The following is a 23,124-nucleotide window of genomic DNA, read 5'->3' as shown; positions in this document are numbered from 1 at the left end:
CGGATTTTACGCGCCCGCCTGGCCGCGATGCCTGAGGAAATGATCGGCCAGCACGATCGCCATCATCGCTTCACCGACAGGCACCGCCCGAATGCCGACGCACGGATCATGCCGGCCCTTGGTAATGATTTCGGTTTCATGCCCTTGCTTGTCGATCGTCCGGCGCGGCGTCAAAATCGACGACGTCGGCTTCACTGCGAACCGGCAGACGACCGGCTGCCCCGTTGAGATGCCGCCGAGAATGCCGCCTGCGTGATTGAACAGAAAATGCGGCTTGCCGTCGGCGCCGATGCGAATTTCATCGGCGTTCTGCTCGCCCGTGAGCGCCGCTGCAGCCATGCCTTCGCCGATTTCGACGCCCTTGACCGCGTTGATCGACATCATCGCGCTGGCAAGATCCTGGTCGAGCTTACCGTAAAGCGGCGCGCCCCAACCGGCGGGCACGCCCTCGGCCACCACCTCGATGATTGCGCCGACCGATGAACCGGATTTCCGGATCTTGTCGAGATAGTCCGCCCATCGCTCGGCCGTGATCTTATCGGGCGAGAAAAACGGATTGCGGCCGACTTCGTCCCAATCCCACCGATCGCGTTCGATCGTCATCTCACCGATCTGCACGAGCGCGCCCCGGATTTTGACGCCCGGCACGACTTTTCGCGCCACCGCGCCGGCCGCGACCCGGGATGCCGTTTCGCGCGCCGACGACCGTCCGCCGCCGCGATAATCGCGGATGCCGTACTTCGCCTCGTAAGTGAAATCGGCGTGGCCTGGACGAAACTTGTCTTTGATTTCGCTGTAGTCTTTCGACCGCTGATCGACATTTTCGATCTCGAGCGCGATCGGCGTGCCCGTCGTCACCTGCCTCCCGGTGTCGTCGGGAAACACACCGGACAGGATTTTGACCGCGTCGGTTTCCTGGCGCTGAGTCGTGAAACGTGACTGTCCCGGCTTTCGCTGGTCGAGATAGGCTTGAATCTCGGCAGCTTCGAGCGCGATGCCCGGCGGACAGCCGTCGACGACGGCGCCGATGGCAGGGCCGTGGCTTTCGCCCCAGGTCGTAACTCGAAAAAGATGGCCGAAGGTGTTGTGAGACATTGCCTGAAATGCGGAGTGGGGCCGATGAGCGCTTGATGGCTCTGCAACGATTGTTGCCGGGCTGCGTCACCGCCTTTCTTAGGTGGACGGCGGGAAGGCGGCAAGTCCGCATCGGCGGCAAAGCCGCGTGACAAGCTTCGGCGACGCAGATTAACTCGGCTGAGTACCGCGTTTGTCGGCAGTTTTATCGCGTCTGCGGTGAGACAAGGCAGGCATACATCCGTATTTGATCAGCAACACGGCCGAGCCCGTAACCGCTGCCTGAACGCAGCCTGCGGCGCATCGAGGGATCGAACGTTGCAAGGCGATACGGACCGGTCGTCTACCAGGCGGCCGCGCCATGCCCGGTCTCAATATCTTGCAGGGCGAGAGATATCTGTCGGCGCTTGAAAAAGACCGTTCTTCCCGGATTGAGCCCCGGGTCGAAAGGCCTTTCAGCATGCACTCTTCATCGAGTGCCGAAGAGTCGGAGAGCCGCATCTCCGGCTCTTTTGCTTTTGATATGCCCGCCGGCGTTCAAAGCCACTGCTGCCTACGGTCGGAAAGCGCCAGGATCCTGTCTTGGGGAACCTCGAGAAACGGCACGACGCTTCTGTCGATGCCGAGCAGCGCACCTCGCGCGACACGGCTGACGCCGCCGTGGCTGACCGCAATGGTGTCCGACGAAAGCGTCGCGAGCCAACCCGAAACGCGCTGCTCCAGATCCTGATAGCTTTCGCCGTCGCGCGGGCGCCATCCATAAGGATCGGACGCTTTCCCGGCCACGCCCTCGGGATCTTTCAGAGGCAGCTCGGCGGCAAGCTCGCCCTCCCAATAACCGTAGCTCAGTTCCGCGATCTCAGGAGCAATTCGGAAACCATCGGGATCAAGCCCGATGGCGCCACGGACGAGCCGCATCGTCTCTTGCGCGCGCTGCAGCGGACTTGCCACGAAATCGAAGGCGGTGATTGCCGGCATGAATTGCTTCAGGATCTCGCCATGGCGCCGCGCCTGCTCGCGGCCGACGGCATTGAGTGGAATGTCGCGCTGGCCTTGGTAGCGGGACTCCCTGTTCCAATCCGTCTCTCCGTGACGGATGAGATAGAGCAAGATCCCAGGCTTCAAAGAGACGGTGGCTTTCGCCGCGTTGCTCAAGCGTCTTCGCTCTTGACGACGGAAATATCCGGCGCTTCTTCGTTCTTCATGCCCTGGACGTGATAGCCGCTGTCGACGTGATGAATTTCGCCGGTCACACCGCGCGAAAGGTCCGACAGCAGATAAAGTCCGGCGTTGCCGACATCGTCGATCGTCACGTTCCGGCGCAGCGCTGAATTGTATTCGTTCCACTTCAGAATGTAGCGAAAATCCGCGATCCCCGAAGCCGCGAGCGTCTTGATCGGACCCGCCGAAATTGCGTTGACGCGGATGCCGTTGCGGCCAAGGTCCGATGCCAGATAGCGAACGCTCGCTTCCAGCGCCGCCTTGGCGACGCCCATCACGTTATAGTGCGGCATGACCTTTTCGGCGCCGTAATAGCTGAGTGTCACCAGGGAGCCGCCGTTAGGCATCAGTTTTTCGGCCCGCCGGGCCAGCGCGGTGAAAGAATAGCAGGAGATCAGCAGGCTCTGCGTGAAGTTCTTTTCGGTCGTGTCGACGTACCGGCCGTCAAGTTCGTTCTTGTCGGCAAAGGCGATGGCGTGCACCAGGAAATCGAGGCTGCCCCAGGTTTTTTCCAGCGATGCGAACACATTGTCCATCGACTCGGCATCGGTCACGTCGCAATAGAGCACCGACTTGGCGCCAAGCTCCGCAGCCAGCGGCTCGACCCGCTTTTTCAGCGCATCCCCCTGGTAGGTAAGCGCTATTTCAGCCCCCTGCGCCGCGCATGCTTTCGCGATGCCCCAGGCGATCGATCGATTGTTGGCGACACCCATGACCAAGCCCCGTTTGCCGGCCATCAAGGTGCCTGGGGATGTGGACGTGTTCGCCTGAGGCCCCGCCATGGGCGCTATTTCCTTAATTATTCCAATTTGGGATTGGTGAGTTGGCCGCATCCTACACAAATGCCCCTCCCGGTCCAGATGCCAGGAGGGGCGAAGTGCGCGGCCATTGGCCCGAGGCTCGGTTAAGGACTAGTCACCACTGCCCGGCAGCCCGATCTGCGGCTTAATGCGCCGCCACGGCGACCGGCTGCCCGGAAACCTTCGGCCGTTCGGAGCCGGCGATCTTGCCGTCATCGATCGTGATGATGCGGTCGGCGTACTGAAGTGTTCGGTGGTCATGCGTGACGGCGAGAACCGCGCGCCGCGTGTCCTGCGCAACCTTGGCAAGAAGTTCCATCACCGCCATGCCGTTCTTGGCATCGAGCGCGGCCGTCGGCTCGTCCGCCAGGATGACCGAGGGCGAACCGGCAAGCGCTCGTGCGATCGACACGCGCTGCTTCTCGCCGCCGGACATTTTCGACGGCATGGCGTGAATGCGGTGCCCGAGGCCGACAGCTTCGAGCGCGTCGATGGCATAATCGTGAGCGTCCGGACCGTTGAGGTCGCGCAGGTCGAGCGCCAGCATGACGTTCTCGACCGCCGACAGCGTCGGCACGAGATTGTAAGACTGGAACACGAACCCGACGTGCTTGCGACGAAGATTGGCAAGCTGCTCCTTGCTCATGCTCTGCGTCTTCATGCCTGAGATCGTCAGCTTGCCTTGCGTCGGCGACAGGATGCACCCGAGGATCGAGAGCAGCGTCGTCTTGCCGGAGCCCGACGGACCCATCATCAAGGTCAACTCGCCGGTATGGAGTTGAAGGTCGATGCCTTTCAGCACCTTGTTTTCGTTCGGCGCCGTGCCGAGCATCTTCACGATGCCTTCGGCTTCGACGATCACTTTGCTGTTGCTGGGCTCGCTCATGTTAAGTCTCCTGGAATTCGGTTAGCGGCTGAACACGACGGCCGGATCGATGCGAACGACTTTGATGATGGCGCTGATGGCGGCGAAGATGCACATCCCGATAGTTATCGCGAAGAGCTGAGCAGCCAGCGGTGCCGTCATGATGATTGTCAATTTGGTGTCTTGTGCGAAGTGAATTGCGGTCAAGGCGAGCGCCATGCCCAGGCAATAGCCGATTAACCCCGAAAGCACGGCCTGAATGAGGATGACCTTCACGATGTAACCCGCTCCGGCGCCCAAAGCGCGCAGGGTCGCGAACTCGTTGATGTGGTCTTTCGTGCTCGAATAAAGCGTCTGCGCGACGATAACAATGCCGACGATCAGACCCAGAAGCTTGCCCGCATCAAGCGCGGCGCCGGCGCCCGTCTGCTTCAGCCAGTAGTCCTGGCTGCGCGTGCGGAACTCGGCTTGGGTCAACACTTCGGTGTCAGGCAAGCGGTCTCCGATTTCCTTGCGCACGGTCTCGATGTCTGCGCCGGGAAGCAGCGTGACGCGTTGATAGCTCGCCTGCTCCTGGTCGGCGCCGGACAACCTGCGCGCTTCGTCGATCGATGTGAACACGAACGGCAGCGTCGTGAACGAACGGACGCGCTTGGTGATCGCCACCAGTTTGACCGCTGAGCCATTGAGCTCGGCATTATCGTTCAGATGGCTGACGCCGAGATCGTTGAAGTAGCTGCGGTCGATCGCGACCGTGTTCGGCCCTTCGAGAGCGGCGCGGCTTCCTTCGATGATGTTGGCGGGGAGCGCCTTGGGGCTGTCTCCAGCCGTGCCGATGAGCAGAACGGTCGTCTCGCCGCCGAGCGGCTTACGCCACCGCGCAAACGAAACGACCATATCTTCCGAGTCTGCGACGCCCGGCGCCGATAGCGCCATATAGCGTTCGCGGCCCGATAGGAACGAGGGATCATCGTAGCTCTTCGTGCCGAGAGGAACGACCCACAGATCGGCGGGAGCTGCATCGATGATCGTCGCAATTTTGTTCGCAGAACCGAGGTAGATGCCAGACTGCACAGCCACCAGCACCACCGAAAACAGAATGCCGACCACCGTCACGAAGAAACTCAGCCGGTCATGGAAAAGATTGCGATAGGCGAGCTTCACGACCATCGGCAGGCGGTATCCGCCGGAGCGCGGCCGCCGGGATTTTGTCGTCCGCTGGCTGGCGATTGCGGGAGCTGTTGCAGCGATTTCCATGACCTGTTCCCCTCCTTGAGGCGTTGGTCGAATTTTGAACGATAGCGTCCAGGTTGAAAGTTTCCCAGGGCACAGATCATTCCGCGCCCTAAGGCATTCGAATTAGGCTTTATTCGCAAGGAACATCGACCAGCGCGGCGATGGCAGGCGAATAGCGCCGGCAGACGTGCTTGCTGGCAGCGGTTGCGGTGTCCGCATCTGTCTTGGCGGCGTCATTTTCGCTGTTCACTGACGGTTTGACCTCGGCCGAGGCGATCGAAGCTGTGGTGGTCTTGGCCGGGGTCGCGTCGCTCTTCGCAACCGGCGTCTTTTCAATCACCGTCGTCGTCGCCGGATCGGATTCGGTCTTGCTCTCGAGCTTCGCGGTCTGCACCGCCGGAGCCTCTGCCACCACCGGACGCTTAACCTTGGCGATTTTGCGAGCCGGGGCATCGTCCTGATCGGCGGCGCGGACATAGCGCGGACGCTCAGGGCGGGCGAAATCGCGGGCGCTGTAATTCTGGTTCGAATGCGCGACGAATGATCCGAGCGGGAAGCCGAACCCAACGCGAACCGCGTCGGCATTTGCAACGCTGGTCATCGTGGTGCCGGCGAGAAGGGCGGCGAATGCGAGGGTAATCTTGGTCATCGTAGCCTCCAGCAGGAGTTCGTTGTTTGAATTCTTGTTACCGGGGTTAGCCGGCCATGACGGAACAATGCCTCGGGCGTGCGGTCACCGCTGTTCCTGCTGGAACATGCGGATGTCGATGATAATGGCGTTATTTTTCAGATATTTACGAGACGATCGCTTAGGCCGCCAGCGGCAGCGCCGCCTCTTCCCAAGTGCTCGTCAGCGCCGGGGCGGTCATCGTTTCGAGCGCCATCAGCAGCCTTTGCGGATTGAAGCCGAAACGAACATTCAATGGCCGTGTCGCTGCCACGCTCGCCGCCGCCGCCAGGGTCCGGAAACCGCGGTCCAGGAACAGCGCCTTGAGCCGCCGGCAGGTAAACACGTCAAGCAGCGCGCGGAACCGAAGCGCTACGGCCAGGCGCGTTTCCCGCGAACCCTGGAATTCTGCCCAGATCCGATTCTCGATCTCCCGAATTTCATTTTCATTCATCCCGCGCAGCAACGCCAGGCCTTGGCCTTGATCGATCAGGAGCTGCAGAACAAAGCCAAGATCCGAAGCGGCGACCGTCGGGACGTCGGCACGATCAAAATTGCCTTCCATAGCGTCACTCCTCACCGATTTGATCAGATGCTGATGCCGCCGAACGCCGCCCAGGGCGAACCGGCCAGAACGATGATGTCGCGGGCTTTGAGGTCGCCGAGTTCAAAGTGAACTTCGTGGCCTTCGAGATTCTCGAGCCGGTTGAGAATTGCTCCACCCTCGAAGCGGAAGCTGCGCCCGTCCTCGGCTCGAATGATGCCGACACCCAGATCGCGCCGAAATTTCTTGATTTCTCCGTACATCTCTCTCTCCTCGATCAGCGAATGTTTCGATGCTCGAAAGATGCAGGAAGGCGCTGTTTTTCGCTGTTCCAGGAGAGACACAACGTAAGCGGACGATCTTGAGGCCCGATAGGTGCCCTGGCTCGACCGCGGACATGAAAAAGGCGGGAGAGGTGCGCAACGGGACCGCATCCCCGTCTATCGCCTCTCTCCCGCCTCCGGGACCGGCGGCAGCTTCACTAAGGAGGAAGCGAGCCGCCGCTGGCCTTCCAATAACCTTCAGGGCAATGCCAGCATGATGCGTGGTATCGACCCCGAAGGAATGTCGTCCCTCCCGCTTACTTGAAAAAAGCGTCGGCTCTCATGCCGGGCAGCAGCGGGGGATTGCCTTCGAGATCGACGGTGACCTCGAGCACTTCGACGTCCGTCGGCCGGCGTGCGCCACGCAGCGAGAACTGCGGAGAGGTGAGCGCCGGGGCGAGTTCGGCGACGGTGCCGTCGAATTCCTTGCCTGGATAGGCGTTGCTCTTCACGGTTACCTTGCCGCCGCGCTTAATTTTCGACACGTCGATCTCATCGACTTCCGCCTTGAGGCGGACAACCGACATGTCGCCGAGCACGACCAATGACTGTTCGGGCGACGGCGAAACCATCTCGCCGGGCTTGGCAGGAAGCTGCAGGACGGTGCCAGCTACCGGAGCGCGGATCCGCGTTTTTTCCAAAAGAGCCTCGGCAACCGCCACATCCGAGCGGGCAGCCTGCAACGCCGATTCCAGCCGGTTGGGCGCGGGAACATCGGGTTTCGATTGCGCCGTTGCATAGGCGGCGCGCTCTTTCTGCAGCTTGGTCTTGGCTTTTGCGAGTTCGTTACGGGCGTCCGCAACGCGATCGGCGCTGCCCGAACCCTGGCGCTCGGCCTGCAGTTCATACTCAAGCCCGAACCGCGCATTCGTCAGAGCACGCTCTGCGGAAAAGACGTTGTCCTCCGCCGCGCGAAGATCATCCCGTGCCTTGTCGAGCGGTTGCGCATCGCGTTCGCGTTTGCGCGACGCGGCTTCCGTTTCGGCAGCCTGCAGACGGGCACGCGCCTCATCGTCGTCGAGACGGATCAGCAGTTCGCCTTCCTCGACCTTGTCGTTGAGCTTGACGTTGACTTCGGCGATCCGGCCGAGAAGCTGAGCGCCGACGCGGACGAGGCCGGACTTCGGCTCGATGCGCCCGGGTGCTGCGGCCACCCAGTCGATCTTCGCCGAGTTGTCCTCAGTTTGAATGACGTCCTCGTTGCTCGATTTCGCGCTGAGCAGATCGCTCCGCGAAACGGCGATGGCGCCAAACGCTCCGGCGCCGGCGGCCACCAGAAGTAAAAGTGTCTTCAGCAAAAAGCCGCCCCTGCGCGGGCGATAATCGTCTTCAGTGCTCATGTCGCAATCCTCCTTAAAGATGCAGTTGTCGGCTGGCGCGGATGCGCGAACCAACCTCACGGGCGACAGTAGGGATGTTATGCTGACTTCGCTGTTTCGGCCGGAACAGGTCGAATTGTGATGAAGAATGACGATCTGATCACTGAGGAATGACGTCGGCAAACGGATTTTGACGCCAAAAATAAAAAAGCTCCGGGGGGACCGGAGCTTTGAATTGTGGGCAGGATCGTATTCTTGAAAACAATGTTTCTGAACGCCTACTGGCACATCTCGCGCAGCACCCAGCCGACGATGCGGCAGCTCTCGGAGCCGTTCGCGTTGGTGACGCAAACGCGGTTCGGCAACCGCTGATAATCGCAATAGTAGTTGCCCGAGTGGCCGGAGTAGCCGTGCATCGGCTTGGCGAACTGATAATCCTGCACGAAGAATTCCTTGGCCGCGCCCCCGGCGTTAGCTGCAGATGCGCCGATTGCGAGCGTGCTTGCGAGGACTGCGAATGCTGCGGCGAGAGAAGATGTTTTGCTGATGGTCGTCATGTCTAAATCCTCCTTGAGGTGAGCGTTAGCGCTCATGTTGTGCGATGGAGGAAAGGTAGAACCTCGTGGCCCGACGGGCTGTTCCAGCCGGAACAAGCAAGCGAAGATGCCACGCCTTGAAGATGCCAAGCCCGCGATTAATATATAAAAATCTCTTGCAAAAATCTTGGCCTGACCCGCTGAACTAACGAGGCGATCGTGCAAAAGCTCTGGAATAAAGGCCTGAACATTTTCTCGATGCTGACCGCAAACAAGAGTTCAGCGCCCAGCAATCCGGTGTCGGGGTCCGCCTATGACTTCGAGTTTGTCGGCATCGACGGCGCACCGATGAAGCTCGCGGATTGGCGCGGACAGCCGCTGTTGATCGTCAATTCGGCCTCGCTGTGCGGATTCACCAAGCAATACACAGGCTTGCAAGAGCTTTGGCGGCGCTATGAGCGCGACGGTCTGGTCGTAATTGCGGTGCCGTCGAATGATTTCGGCGAACAGGAACCCTCGCCCGACGGGGAGATCCGCACATTTTGCCAGGGCGTCTTCGGCGTGACGTTCCCGTTGACCACGAAGCAATCGGTCGTCGGAGAAGCCGCGCATCCCTTCTATAAATGGGCAGCCGATGCCATGGGCCAGAGCGGCATCCCGACGTGGAACTTCCACAAGTATCTCGTTGGCCGTGATGGCCAATTGCTCCGATCGTTTTCGACAAAGCTGTCGCCGACGTCGCCCGAGATCGTTTCTTGGATCGAAAAAGCGCTGGCGGAACCCGTGCCCGCCGCGGCCTGAGCGCAAATCGGCAGCGAATGCAAGGCGCTTCAGATTGGCGCCTTGCATGACCGCGAAGCTATTTCGCCGGGCCTGTCTCTATCGGCAGGCCGTTTTCCTGGCCCCATTCGGCCCAGCTGCCATCGTAAACAGCCGCGTTCGTCTGCCCGACAACGGCCAGCGCCAGCGCCAGCATCGACGCCGTCACGCCCGACCCGCAGGTCGTCACGACAGGCTTCGTCACATCGATGCCGATGTCGGCGAACAGCTTGTTGAGCTCTTCAGGAGATTTGTACGTCCCGTCCGGATTGAGAAGCTTCTGTGACGGCAAGCTCTTCGAGCCGGGAATGTGGCCCTTTCTCAAGCCAGGACGCGGCTCCGCGGCCGAGCCTTCGAAACGGGCGGCAGGCCGGGCATCGACGATTTGCACGCCGTTCTTGCCGAGCAACGCCTTCATCTCTTCCAGATCGCGAATGATCTCAGTGTTCTGCAGCGGCGAGTAATGCCGTTCCGAACGTTTGGGAGGGGGACCGTCTTCGAGCGGCCGACCCTCGGCCTTCCACTTGCGCAAGCCGCCGTTCAGAACAGCGACATCCCGATGCCCCATCGCACGGAAGGTCCACCACACGCGCGCGGCGGAAAAAATGCCCGTGGTATCGTAAACGACGATCCGCGCACCATCGCCGATGCCCATTTTCTTCATCCGCGACGCGAATTTGACCGTCGACGGCAGCATGTGCGGCAGCGAGGATTTTTCGTCCGAAAGGTCGTCGATATCGAAGAACAGCGCGCCTGGAATATGTTCGGCCAGATATTCCTTCTTGGCGTCTCGGTTCTCGGTCGGCAGATGCCAACTTCCGTCCAGGACGATCAGATCGGGCGAGGAGAGATGATCGGCGAGCCAGTCCGTCTCGACGATCCAGTTTTTGGCTAAATCAGGCAAGGAAAGTCCTACAGGTTATCGAACATGACTTTGGTCGGGGGTTGAGTGCACATAGGCAAAACTCACTCTGACCGCAAGACGGAGCGGCATATGGCAGAGCCAAACAAACGTGAAGTCGCCTGACAGCCTCTGCAACCGGACGTTTACGCGTTGTTTTTGGCAGGACATTTCAGTATGACACGCCCTCCTTGAGCGGTCGGCAGACGCAAACGGCGTTATCACCGGCTGATCAGGAAATGCGAGCATGGCGAAACTGGCAGACGCACTTGGTTTAGGTCCAAGCGCCGAAAGGCGTGGGGGTTCAAATCCCTCTGCTCGCACCAGGAATGTCCGATAAGCGATTGAACAATAAAACCAGAATCGTCGGGCCCAATCGCCTCGGGCTAGCGTCGCTGTGGCGCTTGCGGTTTCCCAATGCCGCCTCTAAAGGAACCGCGGTTCAGCCGGTCCGGGCGAATGAACGGGAGTTTTCCGCATTTTTCGCGTTGCGGTCTGAAGTGCTCAAACCGGCCCAAAGATTCGGAAACAGACGGTGATGTCTCGAAAGTGGCTGGTCGCCGGCGGCGGCATATCGGGCTTGGCGGCCGCTCAATGTCTTCAGGCCAATAATCGCGATTACCTGCTGCTCGAGCGTTGTCCCGCGCTCGGCGGCCTGACGCGCACGACTCAGGTCGAAGATTTCTGCTTTGATTACACCGGCCACTTTCTGCATCTGCGGCGCTATCCGTCGCCCGCCGAAATTCCCTACGGCCACCTCAGCAACGATGATTGGGAGACGGTCGAGCGGAAATCCTATTTTCTCGCCGGCGGCCGCTTGATTACGGCTCCCGTTCAATACCATCTGGGCGAACTTCCGGACGGCCTGCGCGACGAGTGCGAAAAATCTTACAACGCGCGCCCCAAAGCCGAGGCAGACGTTACCGGCTTTCGCGAATTCATCGTCTCGGGCTTCGGCCAGGTCGTCGCTGACCGCTTCCTCATCCCCCAGAACGAAAAGACGATGGCGACGCCGCTGAACCGCCTGTCGATCGGCGCCGTCAAACGGTTCTTTCCACCGCCGGATGAAGCCCGCATCCGCGCCGGCCTTGCCAACACCGGCGAACGCTTCGCGGAATACAACACGACATTCTGGTATCCCAAGCGCGACGGCATCGACGTTCTGACACGCGGCCTCGCCCACGGCCTGAAAAGCGCTTCGGCGACCGAGGAAATCACGGCCATTGATCTGCAGCGTCGCATCGCGACGACAAGCTCCGGCCGAAACGTGGCGTGGGAAAAGATGTTTCCCAGCATTCCCCTCAAAGCCCTTTGCCTGCTGACGGACGACGCCGACCTTAGAAACGCCGCCGCCCGCCTCAGCCACAGCTCGACGATAAGCTTCAATTTCGGCGTGCGCGGAAAACTGCCGAGCGCCTTGAAAGACGCGCATTGGGTTTACGTGCCGGATCGCGACATCCCGTTCTACCGTTTCGGCTGCTATTCCAACATCAGCCCCGCGATGGCGTCGCCAGGACTGAGCGCGGTCTACGTCGAGGTCGGCGTTCCCGGCGAAGAGATCGATAACGTCGATATCATAAGCAAGACGCAGAAAGACGTCATCGCCGCGCTGGAAACTCTCGGCTGGGTAAAAAGCGAGGACATCATCTGCGCCGTCACGCACGTCATACGCTGCGCCTACGTCCATCACACGCCCGAGCGCGACCGTCTCGTCGGCGAAATCCTCGCACGTCTGAAGGAATTCGGAGTTCACCCGATCGGCCGCTATGGGCTATGGGACTATGTCGGCATGGAAGATTCGATCAGCTCGGCGTTGACGACAGTCGAGGGCGAACTCTGAAGGAGATCGGCATTTGAAGTCCTTGATCGTGACCGCCGACGATTTCGGAATGTCGCTCCCTGTCAACGAGGGCATCGAGGCCTCGCATAAAAACGGCATCCTGTCGGCGACGAGCCTGATGACCGGCGGCGAAGCCTTCGACGATGCCGTCGATCGCGCCCGCGCATCGCCTGCGCTCGGCATTGGGCTTCACATTCATTTGGTCGATAGCCGCCCGGTGCTGCCGCCGGAGCACATTCCCGACCTTGTCGGTCCTGATGGAAGCTTTTCGAACAATCCCGAGCTCTTCGGTTTCAAGCTGTTCTTTTCGCCCGAGATGCGCCGCCAGGCCGAAGCCGAGATCGCGGCCCAGTTCGAGCGCTTCGAAAAAACAGGCTTGGTGATGGACCACGTCAACGGCCACCACCATTTCCATATGCATCCCGTCGTCACAGACGCGATCGCCAAGCTTGCGCCGAAGTTCGGTTCCCCTCCGGTACGCTTTCCCGTCGAGCCGTTCGGGCCGTCGTTGCAGGCAGGGGGCGACAAGGCAATCCGGCGCTTCTTCAATTGGGCGTTCTATGCCGGGTTGACCCACCGCATGCGCAGGAAGCTCGAAATCGGCCGGCCTGACGCTCAACGATTACGTCTTCGGCGTCACCGACACCGGCGGCATGACGGAAGCCCGTATCCTCGCCTACCTCGATCATTTGCCCGACGGCGTCACCGAACTCTATGCCCACCCGGCCATGGGAGGCGACGGGCGCCCCCAATCTTATCCCTCCTTTGAGGAATACCGTGGGCTCGTCAGTCCGGCCGTTCGGGACAAGGTTGCGGCACTTGGGCTGCACCCCCTGACATTCAAAGCCGCATTTCCCGCCTGAGATGTCGAAAGCTGCCGCATTTATGCTACGCGGGTGTTGCCTGATTGCGGCCGGGCCATAGCCGCCGCGACGATAGACCTGGAGACGTCTGCCGAATGCCCTTCGTGGTTCTCAATCCGTTTGTCATCACCGGCGTGATTATCGGTCTTGCGGCGCTCGCCTATCTGGTGCTGGCGCTTTACTTCACATCGCGATTTCGCGAGGGGCCGGTTGCGGCGCCCGAGGGGTATCGGCCGCCCGTCTCGGTGTTGAAGCCGGTCCACGGCGCGCAACCGTTCCTCTACGACTGCCTTCGCACCTTCTGCGATCAGGATTGGCCGCAATACGAAGTCATCTTCGGCGCGCATTCGGAGACCGACCCGGCGGTCGCCGTCGTGAAACGCCTGATGGCCGAATTTCCCGACCGTGATCTGCGTCTCGTGGTCGATGCGAGCTTCGCCGGCCCGAATCCGCGGGCATCGAACCTTGCCAACATCTACAAAGCCGCCCGCTACGATATCCTTCTCGTCGCCGATGCCGACCTGAAAGTCGATCGCAACTGCATCGCCTCGCTCGCAGCGCCGTTTATCGATCCGAAGGTCGGCGCGGTGGCGTCGATCTACAAAGGTCTGCCCTATGGCGGCGCCGCGGCTGCGGATTTCGGCGCGATGAACATCAGCGACTGGTTCGCGCCGTCCGTTCTCGTCGACGTCGGTCTGCGCGGCATCGATTTCGTGTTCGCAATGGCGAGCGTTCGCCGGCAAGCGCTCGATTCCTTCGGCGGGTTCAATCATCTCTCGAATTTTTTCCCGGACGACTTCGCGCTCGGAAATCTCGTGGCGCAGCGTGGCTACAAGGTGGAGCTGTCGCCCTATTGCTGTGACACCATCGTCGCCGAGACAAGCTTCGCCGAACTCTTCCGCCATGAGATCCTGTGGCAGCGGATGGAACGGTTCTGCCGTCCGCGCGATCACTTCATGTCGGTGATCACTTGGCCGCTGCCGCTGCTTCTCGCCCTGTTGCTGCCGTGGCCGACGGTGCTCGGATTGTCGATCATCGCGGCCGAGATCATCTTGCGCATTGCCCTTCACTATCAGGTCCGCAGCAGCTTCCGCATGAACACGCCGGCACAACCATGGCTCGTCCCCATTCGCGAATGCGTCTGCTTTTTCGCCTGGGCGTTCGGCCTGTTCGGTAACAAGGTGAAGTGGGGGAAGAACATCTTCACCTACGAAGCCTTCCGCAAGCTCATCGCCGATGGACGCAACGTCGGCGCGGGCAGCAATCAGCGCCTCGCCACGACGCTCGGAGACAAGTAATGAGTGCCGAGGACGCCTCGCCGCAGATCAATTCGCGCACCGCTCTGTTCATCGCCGCGTCTGGCGGCGCGCTGCTCGCCATCGGCCTCATCATCTATTTCGGCATCTCCGAGGTCTGGGATTCGCTGGCGACGGCAAGCTGGCGCGGTATCCTGGCGATCATGTGCGCCTATCTCTCGTCGCTGTTTTTCTGTGCCTGGAGCTGGCGCATCCTCCTGGTCGAAAAATTTCCGCAGAGCCGGGGCCTGCTGTTCCTCTGGGCGCGATGGATCCGCGATAGCGTCGGCAATCTGCTCGCCATCGTCCCTGGCGCCGGCGAGGCGGCGGGCGCGCGCGAGCTGACGAAGAACGGCCTAAAGGTCAACGTCGCGGCAGCGACGACCATCGTCGACATGACGACCGAAATGCTGAGTCAGTTGATCTATACCTTCATGGGACTCGCATTTCTCTTTGCCTACCATCCCGATCAGTCGGCGGCGTGGTGGGCCGCCGGCGGCCTGCTCGTCGCGACGATCGCCGTCGTCGGCTTCCTGATCGCTCAGCGCAATGGCCTGATTCTCTTTCTGGAAGCGCTTCCCGCCAAGCTCGGCTTCACGCGGCCCTGGGAGGGAACGTCCGACGCCGGCAGCATCCACACCGCCATCCAGCAGATCTATCGCGACAAAGAGGCCGTCGCCGCGTCGATCGGCTTGCACCTCCTGGGTTGGCTGTCTGGCGCCGTGGAGACATGGCTCGCGCTCTACTTCATGGGACACCAACTCTCGGTGGGAGACGTCCTCGCTCTCGAGAAGTCTCGTCTTCGCGCTGAGGACGGTCGCCTTTGTCGTTCCCTGGGCGGCAGGCGTGCAGGAGGGCGGCTATGTCGTTATCGGCGCCCTGTTTGGCCTGAGCCCAGACGTTGCGCTCGCGTTGTCGCTGCTGAAGCGCGTCAGAGAGGTCATCGCCGGCGTCCCCGGTCTGCTCGCCTGGCACTTCACCGAAGGCCGGCGCTTCTGGCAGGGCCGCCTCGCCGCGTCACGTAAGTGACAGCCGAGACCTTCTCTGATTGCGCGTCAACATCGAAGCTTCATATGGGCATCCTATCCGGTTAGCTTGGGAGCCAAATCGATTTCGGACGCCGCCATGAAACGTCTCGCCTCAGCGTGCCTGTTTGTCCTGACTCTCGCGGCGCCCGTGGCCGAGGCCAAGCGTGCGCCGCACTGCGATGGAAATTTCCAGTATGTCAGAGGCGGCTGGGTTTCGACGCCCTATTGCCGCGCCGACCAGATCGCCCGCGTTGCCCGTGAAGCCGGACAGCACACCACCGCCGAAGCGCTTCTGGCTCACCCCGCCGACGCCGAAGAGCTCTGCCGCTTTCTCGACGCCGATATTCGCGTCCACCCGGCTTGCGAAGAACTCTACGCGATCTTCCAGATCGACGCCGGAACCGGCGGCATACGGCTCCGCTTTTGATCGGGCGGCAGCCGATCGTTAAGGCCGCCGTGCATTTTCGATAACTCGACCCTTCCGACAGGCGCGAAAGTCGCTAGCATGCCGAAAACATGAGCCAGCTAGCCGAGGCCCGATTGGAACTTTCGAAGGCCGCGCTTCTCAGGGACCTGCCGTCCGTCGATGCCGTCTTGAAGAGCGGCGTCGCATCCGCACTTGTGGAACGCTTTGGCCGCCGAGCCGCGACGCGTGCCATACGAGATGTGCTCGCCGAAACGCGCGCGACCCTCAAAACCGGAACGTCGTCCGTGCCGACGACGGAAAGTCTGGTCGCTGCTGCGCTTGCACGTCTCGCCGAAGACGATGCCTCCTCATTGCGCCCCTTGTTCAATCTGACCGGCACGGTGCTTCATACAAACCTCGGGCGCGCGCTGATCGCCGAAGCTGCTATCGACGCCGCCGTCGAAGCCATGCGCGATCCCGTGGCGCTGGAATTTGACATCACGACCGGCAAACGTGGCGAGCGCGACGATCACATCCGCGATCTGCTGCGCGAATTGACCGGCGCTGAAGATGCAACGGTCGTCAACAACAACGCTGCGGCCGTACTTCTTGCGCTCAACACATTGGCCGGCGGGCGCGAGGCGATCGTCTCTCGCGGCGAGCTGATCGAGATCGGCGGCGCCTTTCGCATGCCCGACATCATGTCTCGCGCAGGCGCGAAGCTGATCGAAGTCGGCACCACCAATCGCACACATCCGAAGGACTATCGCGCCGCACTTTCCGGCGCGACCGGCGTCATCCTGAAGGTGCACACCTCGAACTATCGCATTCTCGGTTTTACGAAAGAGGTCGTCGCATCTGAACTCGCGGAGATCGCCGCCGCGGCGCAAATCCCGCTGATGCACGATTTGGGCTCCGGTTCGCTCATCGATCTTTCTCCGTTCGGAATGCAGCGGGAACCGACCGTCCGCGAAGCGGTGGCGGACGGAGCGGACATCGTGACATTCTCGGGCGACAAGCTGCTCGGCGGACCTCAGGCAGGCTTCATCGTCGGCAAGCGCGATCTGATTGACGCGATCAACCGCAATCCGATGAAGCGCGCCCTGCGTGTCGACAAGATCCGCCTCGCCGCAATCGAAGCGACGCTGAAGCTCTATCGCGATCCCGATCGGCTCGTCGAACGTTTGCCGACATTGCGTCTGCTCGCCCGGACACGCGTCGATATCGAGGCGCAGGCCCGGCGCATCCTGCCAAATATTCAGTCCGCCGTCGGCCCGGCTTTCATTGTCGAGGTTGTCGAATGCAAAAGCCAGATCGGCTCAGGCGCGCTGCCGCTCGACACCATCGAAAGCGCGGGTGTTGCGATCCGCTCCAATTCCGGCGGCGTCGAACTCGAAAAGCTGGCATCCGCCTTGCGCGCCCTGCAGCGGCCGGTTGTTGGTCGATTGGATGATGGCGCTTTGATTCTCGATCTCAGATGCTTGACCGACGAGTCCGGATTTCTATCTGTCCTTGCAAAACTGAGCCCGGACGGCTCGAATTGAAGTAAGCCTACCAACGCCCGATAAGAATCCGCGATGATCATCGGTACCGCCGGCCATATCGACCACGGCAAGACCGCCCTGGTCAAAGCCCTGACAGGTGTCGACGGCGATCGCCTGAAGGAAGAGAAGGCGCGCGGGATCACGATCGATCTCGGCTTCGCTTATCTGCCGGCGTCCCCCGATCGCATCATCGGCTTCATTGACGTGCCCGGCCATGAGCGCTTCGTGCACACGATGTTTGCCGGCGCGAGCGGCATCGACATGGCGCTCCTCGTTGTGGCCGCCGACGACGGAATTAAGCCGCAGACGCTTGAGCATCTCGCAATCCTTGATCTGCTTGGCGTCGCGCGCGGACTGATCGTCATTACGAAAGCTGATCTCGTTGCCGCCGATCGCTTGGCTGAAGTGAGCGCCGAGATCGAAGCCGCCGTCGCGGGGACCGCGCTCGAAAAGGCGGATGTCGTTTCCGTGTCTGCGACGACGGGGCAGGGCATCGGCGACCTGCGAGCCCGCATCATCGCGCTCGCGCCAGAAATCCCTGCGCGCTCGTCCGAGGGGCGATTCCGCTTGGCCGTCGATCGCGTGTTCACGCTCTCCGGGGTTGGTGTGGTCGTCACTGGGACGGTGCTTTCCGGTTTTGTCGGCGTTGGCGCGCAGGTCGTGGTCAGTCCGGCGGGATTGGAAGCACGCGTCCGCTCGATCCACGCACAGAATCGCCCGGCCGAAATAGGCTGGGCGGGCGACCGCTGCGCTCTCAATCTCGCAGGCCCGAAGATCGCGAAGGATGCGATCCGCCGAGGCGATGTCGTCTTGAGCCCCGTTCTGCATGCACCAACGGATCGCATCGACGCGGTTCTGCGCGTCTTGCCGTCGGAGACGAAGCCGGTCACGCAATGGTTCCCCGTCCGCCTGCATCACGCCTCGGCCGAAGTCGGGGCTCGCATCGTGCTTCTCGATGATAAAGCCATTCAGCCTGGCACGACGGCCGACGTACAGCTCGTTCTCGATGCGCCGATCGCCGCCGCGGTACCCGATCGTTTCGTCATCCGGGACGTATCGGCGCAACGTACGATCGGCGGCGGCAAGTTCATGGATCTGCGCGCGCCTGCGCGCAAGCGTCGGACGCCCGAAAGACGCGCCCAGCGGGCGGCGCTTTCGATCGACGAGCCGGACGCGGCGTTCGCGGCATTGATCGAAGTTCCGCCATTCACGGCTGACATTGTCGCTTTCGCCCGCGACCGCGCGCTATCGTCCGCGCCAATGGATCGCATCGCATCCAATCTTGGTCTCGTCGTGCTGGAAGCAGAGAACACCCGGGCTGGCGTTTCGTCGGAACGCTGGCGTTCATTCGTCTCGGGCCTCATCGAACGCGTTGCCAAATTTAATGCCGACAACCCGGATGTCCAGGGCATCGGACGCGAGCAGCTCCGGCTCTTGCTCGAGCCACGTCTTGCCAAACCCGTCTTCAATGCCGCGCTGCAAAGAATCTCTGACGGCGGCGAGATCGCGCTCGACGGCGCATTCGTCCGTCTTTCGTCGCATCAGGTTCGGCTTTCGCCCGCGGACGAAGACGCCTGGAAAATCATCGCCCATAGGCTCGGCGGCGAGGAACGTTTTCGCCCTCCGCGCGTGCGAGACATCGCGGCTTTGACCAGAAGCCCGGAACGCGACGTCCGCAGGCTGATGAAGCTCGCCGGCCGTCTCGGCCGCGCGGATGAGGTGGCACACGACCATTTCTTTCTGCGTCCGACCGTGCGTGAGATGGTCGCCGTTGCCGCGGACCTTTCCGACAATGCGGAAGGAGGCTGGTTCGTCGCCGCCGATTTCCGCGATCGGCTCGACAATGGCCGCAAGGTCGCCATCCAAATTCTCGAATTCTTCGATCGCAACGGCATAACGCTTCGCAAGGGCGACTTGCGGCGCATCAACAAGCATCGCCTGGACTTGTTTGGCTCCCTCGGGCAATCGTCCGCCGAAGCCGATGGAGGAGAATCGTCCCCGGTGGGGCGTTCGGACTTCAAATCCGAGTGGGGCAGCGAGACTGCTCTTGGTGGGTTCGACTCCCATTCTCCTCCGCCACCATTGGCAAAGAAGCGATCGTCATAGCTGCCGCTGGCTCAGCGAACGCGAATTTGCGGCGCGCCGTCGGTGACCGATCCGATGATACGCGCAGACGGATATCCGGCACTCTCGATCCCGGCGCGAATGCGCTCGGCTTGATCCGCGGCGCACGCGACGAGAAGGCCGCCCGAAGTTTGCGGATCGGTCAAGAGATCTCGTTTCCATTGCGGAAAGTCCACCGCCAGCACGACATCTTGACCATAGCTCGCCCAGTTGCGGCCCGACGCACCGGTTACAAAACCCGACTTCGCCAACGCTTCGGCACGCTGAAGCAGCGGGATATCGTCGAACGCGATTTCGATGCCGACACCGCTTCCGCGCGCAACCTCAAGGGCGTGCCCCAGAACACCGAAACCCGTGACATCGGTGATTGCGTGCACGTCGGCGTTTTCACCGAGCTTCTGCCCGATCCGGTTGAGCAAAGTCGTCGACGCCATCATTTCCGCGTAACCGTCCTCAGGAAGCTCGCGCTTCTTGAAGGCCGAGGAATAGATGCCGACGCCGACGCCCTTGGTGAGGATCAGCTTATCGCCGGGCTTCGCTCCTGCATTTCGACGGATGTTTTCAGGTTTGACCAAACCGATGACCGCAAGACCATAAATCGGTTCAGGCGAGTCGATCGAATGTCCTCCCGCTACGGGGATTCCGGCTTCCGCACAAACCGACGCGCCGCCGTCCAGGATGGAGCGGACCGTTTCGACCGGCAGTTTGCCGAGCGGCATGCCGAGGATCGCCAGCGCCATGATCGGCCGGCCGCCCATCGCGTAAACGTCCGAAATCGCATTCGCCGCCGCGATCCGTCCGAAATCGCGTGGCTCGTCGACCATCGGCATGAAGAAATCGGTCGTCGCAACGATGCAGTGCTCGTCGTCGATCTGCCAGACGGCGGCGTCGTCTCCTGTTTCGGTGCCGACGAGAAGATGTGAAAACGGTGAAGCCGTCGGCTGCTTTGACAGGAGTTCCTGCAGCACCGACGGCGCGAGTTTACAACCGCACCCGCCGCCATGCGCCAAATCGGTCAAGCGAATTGTCGGGGCGGACATGTTCTGCGCCTATATCGCGAGGTTTTTCTCGAACCGATATAGGTTGGCGCGGCGGCTGTTGCCACGGCGATTTATCAAAATGCACGGCAGCCGCGTCATGCCCGGCAGGGCGTAACGATTTTTAGGCGACAACGAGGAGCAGCGGGTTCGGCGCGTGGCGCGCCCATCCGGCCTCCGACACCATGATGTCGAGCCCGAGCGACGCCAGATCGTCGGCGTAAGGGTCGACCTTCGTGTCTTTGCCCTGGTAGAGCATCTTCGCGTAGGTGCGGCAGTCGTCGCAAGTTTCAGCCTGGACGGCGGCGGATCCACCCTCAATGCCCTTGAGCGTCAGCGCGCCGGAGCCCTCGCATGTGATACAGATCACGCGAACGTGGTTCCATGCTGTGGAACAGAGTGAGCAGTATAGATAGCGCGTTCCGGGCGTCGGCCCCGATGCCGTAATCAGTCCAGACACGGGCGTCGAACCGCAACACGGGCAAAGTCCGCGCTGGGGCAGCAGGCGCAAAGTCGAAGCATCCAAGCTCGCTGCAAGGCGCGTGAAATAGACCTGTAGGGCCGCTGCAACATAAAGCGCCGGGCCGACGTCGGCAGGATCGAGTGATCCCCGCAAGAATCGGTCCGCGAGGTCTTCAATGTCGTCGGCCGAGTGCAGCCGCACATCGGCAATCACGGCTGCAGCGGGAGCGGGAATATCGCCGCCGTCCAGCTCGTCGAGCAGCGTCGTCAGCCCATCGCGCCACGCGCTATGCCGCTGATGCCCGTCGGCCGCGAGTGGCGGCATTCGCGCCTCGACGCTCTGCGCGATGAGCGATGGATCGGTTGCGGGCATCGCTGCCGGTGCCATAGCGGCATTGTGCTGGGCGTCTGATAGAAGAGCCATAAAATCAAGCCACTTTTCCATCGGATGGCCATCGGCGAGGGCCCGCAAACGTGCAGCTGTCGCTGAAAAGCGGCTCGTCAAATCCGGCAACATCAGCGGCTCGGGAGCTGTGACGCCGCCCGTCGGACTGCCGATCCATTTGCCCGTTGGAGGCGTTCCGCCCTGTTTCACACGATCCTCATTTGTGCGTATGACGGTCCACGTTGGGATCGGGACCTGTAGAACCGGTCGCCGCCAGAGACCGGAACCATTTGCGATGGTGCCGCCACGCCCAGCCGGGCGTCACCCAGCCTTGCGTCATCGCTCGCATCGACCCTCGCACCCAAATCGCCGCGTAGACGTGTACGATCCAGACGATAATGGCAGCAACCGCGCAGAGCGAATGGATGAGAAGCGCCGCCCGCTGCACCGGGATCGAGGTGGCCTCGCCGAAATAATACTCCCAAATCACTAGCCCCGTGATGAAGAGCGCTGGCACGAGCAGTGTCATCGACCAGAAGACGAATTTCTGCCCGGCATTGAAGCGCGCGACTTCCGGAACGCCCTCTTCCTTGTTCGCGATGACTTTATCGATTGCCTTCATCCATTCGACATCGCTTCTCGTCGGAAGATTGTCGCGCCAGAACTGGATGATGAGCCCAAGGTAGCTGACAAGCAGCACGCATCCGATCCACGGATGCACCATGCGCGTCCACGCTCCGCCGCCAAACAGGTTCGAAAGCCAGTAGAGCAGCGGATCGAACATCGCGAGACCCGACAGCATCAGCAGAATGAAGCAAGCCGCAGTCAGCCAGTGATTGAGCCGGGTGATCGTGCTGTTGCGCGTGAGCGTTCCATATGGCCGACTCATGACTGATGCTCCGCTCGATGGGGGCCTTCGTCCTCCGGAAAGTTATTGGCTTTCAGCAAGCGCTTTGCGTCGATCTCATCCTCCGGCTGCACCTCATTCGGACCGGCGATGATCCAATGCAGGAAGCCAGACACAGCCGCCGCCGCAATTCCAACGAGAGCAACGGGCTTGATCAATCCTTTCCAGAATTCGACCGCGGCGCTGATCTTCGGATTTTGCGGCAGCCCGGCATAAATTCCCGGCTTGTCGGCGTGATGCAGAACATACATCACATGCGTGCCGTCGACGCCCGGCGGATCGTAGAGACCAGCGTTCTCGAAGCCTCGTGATTTGAGATCGACGATGCGTTCGCCCGCCCACTCCTTCATGTCAGCCTTCGAACCGAACATGATTGCGCCAGTGGGACATGCCTTCACGCAGGCGGGCTCGAGGCCGACGGCAACGCGATCGGAGCAGAGCGTGCATTTGTAAGACTTGTGATCCACCTGGCTGATGCGCGGAATGTCGAACGGGCAACCCTTCACGCAATAGCCGCAACCGATGCAGTTCTCGCTGATGAAATCGACGATGCCGTTGGCGTACTGCACGATCGCGCCGGGCGCCGGACACGCCTTCAGGCACCCCGGATCCTCGCAGTGCATGCAGCCGTCCTTGCGGATCAGCCATTCGAGATTGCCTTCCGGGTTCTCGTATTCCGTGAATTTCATCACGGTCCACGTGTGGGGATCGAGATCTAGCGGATTGTCGTAGGTGCCGTGGAACTCGCCGACCTCGTTGCGCAGGTTGTTCCACTCCATGCATGCTGCCTGACACGCCTTGCAGCCGATGCAGCGGGTAACGTCGATGAGCTTTGCGACCTGGTCTTCCCACGTCCGCGCGGACGGCGGCGTCGTGGTCGTCGCCGAGATCCGGATGTAGTCCTGTGACTGAAGGTTCGACATCATTT

The 23,124-nt window shown here is 61.3% G+C and carries 22 protein-coding genes, 2 tRNA genes and 2 pseudogenes; 11 read left to right on the top strand and 15 right to left on the bottom strand.

Features of this window, described 5'->3' with window-relative positions:
• Positions 1-6: 6 nt before the first annotated feature.
• The 10 genes from aroC to QM780_RS09160 all read right to left on the bottom strand — a co-directional run bounded on the left by aroC (position 7) and on the right by QM780_RS09160 (position 8,606).
• Positions 7-1,095, bottom strand: a complete 1,089-nt coding sequence (aroC, locus tag QM780_RS09205) for a chorismate synthase (protein WP_415070168.1) — start codon at positions 1,093-1,095, stop codon at positions 7-9.
• A 516-nt stretch (positions 1,096-1,611) separates the two neighbouring features.
• Entirely contained in the window at positions 1,612-2,229 is a 618-nt protein-coding gene (locus QM780_RS09200) for a histidine phosphatase family protein (RefSeq protein WP_415070167.1), read from the bottom strand.
• Positions 2,226-3,077: an enoyl-ACP reductase FabI gene (fabI, locus tag QM780_RS09195; protein WP_415070166.1), complete on the bottom strand. Its 852-nt coding sequence runs from the start codon at positions 3,075-3,077 to the stop codon at positions 2,226-2,228. The genes QM780_RS09200 and fabI overlap by 4 nt, the downstream gene beginning before the upstream one ends.
• Positions 3,078-3,240: 163 nt before the next feature.
• Positions 3,241-3,981, bottom strand: a complete 741-nt coding sequence (locus QM780_RS09190) for an ABC transporter ATP-binding protein (protein WP_415070165.1) — start codon at positions 3,979-3,981, stop codon at positions 3,241-3,243.
• A 21-nt stretch (positions 3,982-4,002) separates the two neighbouring features.
• Positions 4,003-5,217: an ABC transporter permease gene (locus QM780_RS09185; protein WP_415070164.1), complete on the bottom strand. Its 1,215-nt coding sequence runs from the start codon at positions 5,215-5,217 to the stop codon at positions 4,003-4,005.
• Between the two features lie 109 nt (positions 5,218-5,326).
• Complete coding sequence (locus tag QM780_RS09180) at positions 5,327-5,845, bottom strand: hypothetical protein (protein ID WP_415070163.1); 519 nt, start codon at positions 5,843-5,845, stop codon at positions 5,327-5,329.
• A 160-nt stretch (positions 5,846-6,005) separates the two neighbouring features.
• Positions 6,006-6,428 carry a hypothetical protein gene (locus QM780_RS09175; RefSeq protein ID WP_415070162.1) on the bottom strand — a complete coding sequence of 141 codons (423 nt, stop codon included), beginning with the start codon at positions 6,426-6,428 and terminating at the stop codon, positions 6,006-6,008.
• A gap of 23 nt (positions 6,429-6,451) precedes the next feature.
• Positions 6,452-6,670 (bottom strand): hypothetical protein, encoded by a 219-nt coding sequence (locus QM780_RS09170; RefSeq protein ID WP_415070161.1) that lies wholly within the window; start codon positions 6,668-6,670, stop codon positions 6,452-6,454.
• 317 nt (positions 6,671-6,987) lie between these two features.
• A complete protein-coding gene (locus QM780_RS09165; RefSeq protein ID WP_415070160.1) occupies positions 6,988-8,070 on the bottom strand; it encodes an HlyD family secretion protein in 1,083 nt (360 codons plus the stop codon).
• Positions 8,071-8,327: 257 nt separating this feature from the next.
• Positions 8,328-8,606 (bottom strand): hypothetical protein, encoded by a 279-nt coding sequence (locus tag QM780_RS09160; protein WP_415070159.1) that lies wholly within the window; start codon positions 8,604-8,606, stop codon positions 8,328-8,330.
• A 198-nt stretch (positions 8,607-8,804) separates the two neighbouring features.
• Between QM780_RS09160 and QM780_RS09155 the strand changes: the two genes are divergently transcribed.
• Complete coding sequence (locus QM780_RS09155) at positions 8,805-9,386, top strand: glutathione peroxidase (RefSeq protein WP_415070158.1); 582 nt, start codon at positions 8,805-8,807, stop codon at positions 9,384-9,386.
• A 58-nt stretch (positions 9,387-9,444) separates the two neighbouring features.
• Here the strand turns inward: QM780_RS09155 and sseA are convergent, their stop codons facing one another.
• Positions 9,445-10,308 (bottom strand): 3-mercaptopyruvate sulfurtransferase, encoded by an 864-nt coding sequence (gene sseA / locus QM780_RS09150; RefSeq protein WP_415070157.1) that lies wholly within the window; start codon positions 10,306-10,308, stop codon positions 9,445-9,447.
• A 238-nt stretch (positions 10,309-10,546) separates the two neighbouring features.
• Here sseA and QM780_RS09145 point away from each other — a divergent pair.
• The 10 genes and pseudogenes from QM780_RS09145 (at position 10,547) to QM780_RS09100 (ending at position 19,360) form a co-directional block, all read left to right on the top strand.
• Positions 10,547-10,631 (top strand) — tRNA-Leu (locus QM780_RS09145).
• A 212-nt stretch (positions 10,632-10,843) separates the two neighbouring features.
• Positions 10,844-12,145 (top strand): protoporphyrinogen/coproporphyrinogen oxidase, encoded by a 1,302-nt coding sequence (locus QM780_RS09140; protein ID WP_415070156.1) that lies wholly within the window; start codon positions 10,844-10,846, stop codon positions 12,143-12,145.
• 49 nt (positions 12,146-12,194) lie between these two features.
• Positions 12,195-12,653: pseudogene (locus QM780_RS09135) on the top strand (ChbG/HpnK family deacetylase); the annotation flags it as partial.
• A gap of 145 nt (positions 12,654-12,798) precedes the next feature.
• A complete protein-coding gene (locus QM780_RS09130) occupies positions 12,799-13,008 on the top strand; it encodes a hypothetical protein (protein WP_415070155.1) in 210 nt (69 codons plus the stop codon).
• A gap of 95 nt (positions 13,009-13,103) precedes the next feature.
• Positions 13,104-14,306, top strand: coding sequence for a bacteriohopanetetrol glucosamine biosynthesis glycosyltransferase HpnI (gene hpnI, locus QM780_RS09125; RefSeq protein WP_415070154.1), 1,203 nt, complete (start codon positions 13,104-13,106; stop codon positions 14,304-14,306).
• Positions 14,306-15,328 carry a lysylphosphatidylglycerol synthase domain-containing protein gene (locus tag QM780_RS09120; protein WP_415070153.1) on the top strand — a complete coding sequence of 341 codons (1,023 nt, stop codon included), beginning with the start codon at positions 14,306-14,308 and terminating at the stop codon, positions 15,326-15,328. The genes hpnI and QM780_RS09120 overlap by 1 nt, the downstream gene beginning before the upstream one ends.
• Positions 15,329-15,428: 100 nt before the next feature.
• The gene (locus QM780_RS09115) at positions 15,429-15,758 is read left to right on the top strand and encodes a hypothetical protein (RefSeq protein WP_415070152.1); all 330 of its coding nucleotides are present in this window, start codon (positions 15,429-15,431) and stop codon (positions 15,756-15,758) included.
• 89 nt (positions 15,759-15,847) lie between these two features.
• Complete coding sequence (gene selA, locus QM780_RS09110) at positions 15,848-17,281, top strand: L-seryl-tRNA(Sec) selenium transferase (protein WP_415070151.1); 1,434 nt, start codon at positions 15,848-15,850, stop codon at positions 17,279-17,281.
• Positions 17,282-17,314: 33 nt separating this feature from the next.
• Positions 17,315-19,144, top strand: a pseudogene (gene selB / locus QM780_RS09105) (selenocysteine-specific translation elongation factor); the annotation flags it as partial.
• A 120-nt stretch (positions 19,145-19,264) separates the two neighbouring features.
• Positions 19,265-19,360: transfer RNA gene (locus tag QM780_RS09100), tRNA-Sec, on the top strand.
• A gap of 38 nt (positions 19,361-19,398) precedes the next feature.
• On the opposite strand, the gene selD is transcribed toward QM780_RS09100, so the two are convergent.
• The 4 genes from selD to fdxH all read right to left on the bottom strand — a co-directional run bounded on the left by selD (position 19,399) and on the right by fdxH (position 23,119).
• Complete coding sequence (gene selD, locus QM780_RS09095; RefSeq protein WP_415070150.1) at positions 19,399-20,445, bottom strand: selenide, water dikinase SelD; 1,047 nt, start codon at positions 20,443-20,445, stop codon at positions 19,399-19,401.
• A gap of 121 nt (positions 20,446-20,566) precedes the next feature.
• On the bottom strand, positions 20,567-21,499 hold the full coding sequence (fdhE, locus tag QM780_RS09090; protein ID WP_415070149.1) for a formate dehydrogenase accessory protein FdhE: 933 nt from the start codon (positions 21,497-21,499) through the stop codon (positions 20,567-20,569).
• A 7-nt stretch (positions 21,500-21,506) separates the two neighbouring features.
• Positions 21,507-22,178: a formate dehydrogenase subunit gamma gene (locus QM780_RS09085; protein WP_415070148.1), complete on the bottom strand. Its 672-nt coding sequence runs from the start codon at positions 22,176-22,178 to the stop codon at positions 21,507-21,509.
• Positions 22,175-23,119 (bottom strand): formate dehydrogenase subunit beta, encoded by a 945-nt coding sequence (gene fdxH, locus QM780_RS09080; protein WP_415070147.1) that lies wholly within the window; start codon positions 23,117-23,119, stop codon positions 22,175-22,177. The genes QM780_RS09085 and fdxH overlap by 4 nt, the downstream gene beginning before the upstream one ends.
• Positions 23,120-23,124 lie beyond the last annotated feature (5 nt).

Source organism: Hyphomicrobium sp., from assembly GCF_047600905.1.
In the GTDB taxonomy this organism is placed as follows: domain Bacteria; phylum Pseudomonadota; class Alphaproteobacteria; order Rhizobiales; family Hyphomicrobiaceae; genus Hyphomicrobium_B.
The sequence above is the reverse complement of the archived record's forward strand: the minus strand, read 5'-3'. Positions and strand labels throughout refer to the sequence as shown.